The organism is Thiohalocapsa sp. (assembly GCF_022340605.1).
Classification (GTDB): Bacteria; Pseudomonadota; Gammaproteobacteria; order Chromatiales; family Chromatiaceae; genus Thiohalocapsa.
On record NZ_JAJDNQ010000006.1, the window covers coordinates 1 to 5,251 of the forward strand.

The following is a 5,251-nucleotide window of genomic DNA, read 5'->3' on the forward strand; positions in this document are numbered from 1 at the left end:
GGGCCGAAAAGTTGCCGCAACCTTACCGAAAGGTTACGAGCGGCCGGCCAAGGCAGCGGCGCGCGACCGCTAACCGTCTCAGTAGACGGGTTTTTCCAAATACCACGCAAAAATGGTGCTCATGCCGGGGAGCGCTGCCGCACGGCGAGGATCGCCGGGTCGCGGGCGGCGTCGCCCTGGGAGCGTCGCCCTCCAGGGCGACACGAATTGGCGTTCCGAGCGGTCTCGGCATTCCCGCACCGGTGCACCAGCGCGCCGTTGCCGGATGGCCCCAATATCGCTGCGGGAACGTCCGGGCGAGACTTGGCGTCAGCCGATCGGCATGGCCGCCGGGCGCCTCGGCCCTCGATTGCATGACGGCGCTAAATTTTGGTTGCCGACGACGGGTTCCTCGCTGCGACCACCGCGGGGATGCACATCCATGACCGAAGAACTGGTGCAGTGTCTCGACTAGCGAGACCGGTTCGATTGCAGTGCCCGCCTACCACGCGATCTCGTAGCTGCTGCTCCTGCCGCCCTTGCCCGTCGGGCGCAGACAATCCTTCGCCACGAGGTCGGCCAGCTCACGGTAGGCCGTTGCGCGGCTCACCTTGGTCAACCCGATGTATTTGCGGGTGCTCATGCCGCCGTCGAAGCCCTTGGGACCCACGTCCAGCAGCCGGTTGAGGACTTTGCGCTGGCGCTCGTTGAGCGGGGTGCTCTGGTGCCGCAGCCAGAAGCGGGCCTTGGCCAGGGTGTTGGCGACGGTTGTCTCGGCAGAGTCGGCAGCCGCCTCGACCTGTGCAAGGAACCAGTCCAGCCAGTCGGTCACGTCCAGTCCGCCGCGCTGGGTGCGCTCAAGGATCGCGTAGTAATCCTGCCGTTGCCGCAGGATTTGGGCCGATACGCTGAACAGTCGCATGGGCTGTCCCTCGTCCCTGGACAGCAGCATGTCGGTGATGGCGCGCGCCAGGCGGCCGTTGCCGTCCTCGAACGGATGCAGCGTCACAAACCACAAGTGGCCGATGCCGGCCCGGATCAGGCCGTCCACCTCCGCGGGCGGATCATCGATCCAGGCCAGGCAACGGGCAAGCTCGGCGTCCAGAACCTCGCGTGGTGGCGCGACGAAGTGCACCCGTTCATGCGCAATGGCACCGGAGACCACCTGCATCGGCTGGTCGCCGCGCAGTTGTCCCGCCCGGATGGGGTGGAGCCCGGAATAACCGGTCGGAAACAGGGCCGCCTGCCAGCCGCACAGGCGCTCGAGCGTCAACGGCTGCTCATGGTGCCGTGCTGCATCCAACAGCACGTCGATCAGGCCGTCCACGGCGCGGGGCGGCACGGGCAGTCCTGCCGTGGAGAGGCCCAGCCGGCGCGCAACGGAGGATCGCACCGAGGCCGCGTCGAGCCGCTCTCCCTCGATGGCGCTGGTGGTCAGGCCGTCTTCCACGAGGATGGTGGCAAACGCCTCCCGGCTGAGCTCGGGGTCGAGCAGGCGGGCGGCCCCAAGCGCTTTGCCCTGACTCAAGCGGGCGCGCGCGAGGCCCGCGGCCAGGCGCGCTTCGTCCCAGCGGAAGTGGGGCCAGTCGGGCTGTTGCCAGATCCAAGCAGGACGCGGTTGCATCGGATAATCGCTTCAGAATATGAAGCGATTGTGGCGGCTAAACGCCTCAGGGGCAAGATTGGCAAGGACGCGCCGGTTTGGCTCAGAGCCAAGGACAAAGTCGATAGTCGGGCCTTCTCCGGCGCCCGCGGCCGACGATCACAGCGCCCCGCCCACCGTCGATCGGATCAACGCGATGAGTGGCTCGGGCCAGACGCCGAGCCAGATCAGGACCAAGGTCAGCGCCGCCAGTGCGGTGCCGCCGGCGTGGGTCGCCGGCGGCACCGCGGCCGGCGCCGCTTCGTCGGCCGGCGCCGTGTACATCGCGAAGACGACGCGCAGGTAATAGAAGAGGCCGATGACGCTGGCGACTACCAGCACGCCCACCGGCACCCACAGGGCACCGTCGACGCCGGCGGTGAAGAGATACACCTTGCCGATGAAGCCGGCCGTCAGCGGGATGCCGGCCAGCGACAGCAGCATCAGCGTGAATGCGGCCGCGAGCCAGGGCCGGCGGCGCGAGAGGCCGTTCAGGTCGCTCAGCTCGCCGGCGCCGGTGAGCCCCAGCGCACCGAAGGCGCCCTGGGTCGTGACCACGTAGGCGGCCAAATAGAAGGCGACCGCCTCCACGCCCAGCGCACCCACGCCGATGTGGGCGGCGGGCGCGCCCTCGGCGAGGTGCCCGGGCAGGCTCCCGGACAGGGCGCCGAACAGCGCGGCGAGGACGGCCACGAGCAGATAGCCCATGTGCGCGATGGAGGAGTAGGCCAGGATGCGCACGACGCGGCGCTGGCGCAACGCGAGCAGGTTGCCCACCAGCATGGACAGCACTGCCAGCGCACCCAGCACCAGCAGCACCGCCGCCTGGTCCTGGACGTTGCTGGCGGCCATCAGCCGCAGCAGCACGACGATGACCGCGGCCTTGGCCACGGAGGCCAGGAATCCGGTAACCGCCGCCGGTGCGCCCTCGTAGACGTCCGGCGTCCACCAGTGCAGGGGCACCAGCGACAGCTTCATGCCGAGTCCGGTGAGCACCAGCGCGATGCCGCCCAGGACCCAGACGTCCGCGCCCGCGTGCTGTGTCAGCGCCCGGCCGATGGCCGGGAGCGCGAGGCTGCCGATACCGGCATACAACAAGGCCATGCCGAACAGCAGCATGCCCGTGGTGACGCTGGACAGCACCAGGTACTTGATGCCGGCCTCCAGCGCCTCTGGGCGGGCGCGGGCATAGGCGATCATCGGGAACAGCGACACGCTGATGAGCTCCAGCCCGATGAACAGCGACGCCAGGTGGCGGCTCGCGGCGAGCACCGAGGCCCCGAGCACGGCCAGCGACACCAGCACGTAGAGCTCTTCCGGCGGCTCGCCGCCGGGCGGTGAACCCGCTCGCGCCAGCAGCACCGTGGCCGCGCCGGCGAGCACCGCCAGCGCAGTGAAGGCCAGGGCCACGCCGTCGATGCGCAGCAGCAGCGTGACGTCGGTGGGTGCCGCCGCGTGCGCCGGAACCAGGGCGGCGAGGGCGAGCGCCAGACCAATCAGGGTCAGCCACAGGGTCACGCGCTCGCCCCGGTGCAGGGCGATGGCGAGGATCAGCACCACGGGCACCGCGCCGAGGACGATGATGGGGAGCAGGGCGGTGAGCTGGCCGGATGTCATTGGCGCGTTCTCCTCTGATGACTGCTCGAGACGCTACCCTCGGTGCGGCATGTAGGGCCTTCCGCGCCGGCCCGACCCATGGCGACCTGTCCGGTCGCGTGCCCGCTCATGACGTGACCCCGGAGCCGAAGAGCGCGGCCAACGGCAGCGCCGTCAGGTCCAGCAGCGGCTGCGGGTAGATGCCGAGCCACAGCGCCACCAGCGCCAGCACGCCCAGCGCCGTGGTCTCCCGCAGCCCCACGTCCCGCAACGAGTCGATTCTGCTTGCATCCGCCGGGCGCCCCTGGAACGCACGCTGGACGAAGGCCAGCGCGTAGATGGCGCTGGTGATGAGGCCCAGCAGCGCCACCGACGCGGCCACGGGGTGGTCGCGGAAGGTGCCGATGAGCACCAGGATCTCGCCGGCGAAGTTGCCGAAGCCCGGCAGGCCCAGGGTCGCGATCGCGAACACCATCCCCAGCGCCGCGAGCCGTGGCAGCGGCCCCCAGAGCCCGCCCATGTCCGAGGAGCTCAGGGTGTGCAGGCGCTCGCGCAGGTCGCCGGCCACCATGAACAGCGCGGCGGCGGTGATGCCGTGGGAGGCCATCAGCAGCACGGCGCCGTCCAGCGCGGCGCTGCCGGCGATGCCGGCGGAGGCAAAGATGCCGATGAGCACGAACCCCATCTGGCTGATGCTGGAGCAGGCGATGAGGCGCTTGATGTCGGTCTGCGCGAAGGCGAGCAGGGCGCCGTAGACGACGCCCACCACGCCCAAGGCCAGCGCCACCGGCGTGAGCCGCGGCAGCGCGTCCGGGAACAGCGGCAGCAGGAAGCGGATCAGCGCATAGCCGCCGGTCTTGAGCAGAATGCCCGCCAGCAGCACGCTGCCGCCGGTGGGCGCGAGCGAATGGGCGTCCGGCAGCCAGGTGTGCAGCGGCACCATGGGCAGCTTCACCGCAAAGGCCAGGAAGAAGCCGAGCATGGCCCAGAACGCGAGCCGCGGGTCGAGCCCCGCCGCGGCGCCCACCAGGGCCGGGGCGTCGAAGGTCAGGGTGCCGGTGGCGGCGGCGTGCCCCAGCACCAGGATCAGCACGCCCACCAGCAGCAACAGCCCGCTGCCCTGCGTGAACAGGAAGAACTTGATGGCCGCTCGGCGGCTGTCGTCGTGACCCCAAAGGGCGATGACGAAGGCCATCGGCACCAGCATCAGCTCCCAGAACAGGAAGAACAGGAAGAGATCGAGGGCCGTGAAGACGCCGATGGTGCCGGCCAGGGTCCAGAGGATGCAGAGGTGGAAGAAGCTCGCCCGCTCCTGGATCTCGCGCCAGGACGCCGTCACGGACATCAGCCCCAGCAGCACCGCCAGCAGGCAGAACAGGAGCGACAGCCCGTCCAGCCCGAAGTGCAGCCCGATGCCGAAGCGCGGTATCCAGGGCAGCATGGCCTCGGAGAGCCAGGGGCCGCCGAGAGACCCTGCCGCCGGCACGCCTGCGGTCGCCGCGGTCTGGCCTGGCATCGGCCCGAGCCACCACAGCACCAGCAGCCACACCAGGTCGGCGGCCAGCGCCGCGAGCGCGATCCAGCGCGCCACCGCGGCGTGCCATCGTCCCGCCAGCCAGGCCAGCAGCCCGCCGAGGATCAGCACCAGGATCAATCCGATCGCGCTCATGATTGCACCGCCAACAGCAGCATGGCGCCGACCACCAGCACGCCGCCCAGCGTCGTCGCCGAGGCGTACCAGCGCAGCCGGCCGGTCTGGGTCGCGCTGAGCCAGCGATGGGTCCAGGCCGCGATGCGGCCGACGCCCTCGAAGACCCAGTCCACCGGATCGCGGCGGATGGCGCGGGTGAACGCCAGGAACGGCTGCACCAGCACCCAGTCGTAGAGCCGGTCGAAGCCGAGGCCCGCGAACGCCCCCCGCTCCAGCCAGCGCGGCAGCACCGAGGTGTGCCCGGTGGCGAAGGCGATGTACGCGAGCAGGATGCCGAGCAGGCCGACGCCCACCACGATCAGCTCCGGCCCCAGGCCGCCGCT

At 70.3% G+C, this 5,251-nt stretch carries 3 protein-coding genes and 1 pseudogene; all 4 read right to left on the reverse strand.

What is annotated here, in order from left to right; genetic code table 11:
• Positions 1-481: 481 nt before the first annotated feature.
• Positions 482-1,603 carry a Fic family protein gene (locus tag LJE69_RS00365; protein ID WP_296920018.1) on the reverse strand — a complete coding sequence of 374 codons (1,122 nt, stop codon included), beginning with the start codon at positions 1,601-1,603 and terminating at the stop codon, positions 482-484.
• Between the two features lie 138 nt (positions 1,604-1,741).
• Positions 1,742-3,238: an NADH-quinone oxidoreductase subunit N gene (locus LJE69_RS00370; protein WP_296920021.1), complete on the reverse strand. Its 1,497-nt coding sequence runs from the start codon at positions 3,236-3,238 to the stop codon at positions 1,742-1,744.
• A gap of 106 nt (positions 3,239-3,344) precedes the next feature.
• Complete coding sequence (locus LJE69_RS00375) at positions 3,345-4,886, reverse strand: NuoM family protein (RefSeq protein WP_296920024.1); 1,542 nt, start codon at positions 4,884-4,886, stop codon at positions 3,345-3,347.
• Positions 4,883-5,251 (reverse strand): annotated as a pseudogene (locus LJE69_RS00380) (hypothetical protein); the annotation flags it as partial. The pseudogene LJE69_RS00380 and the gene LJE69_RS00375, both read right to left, overlap by 4 nt.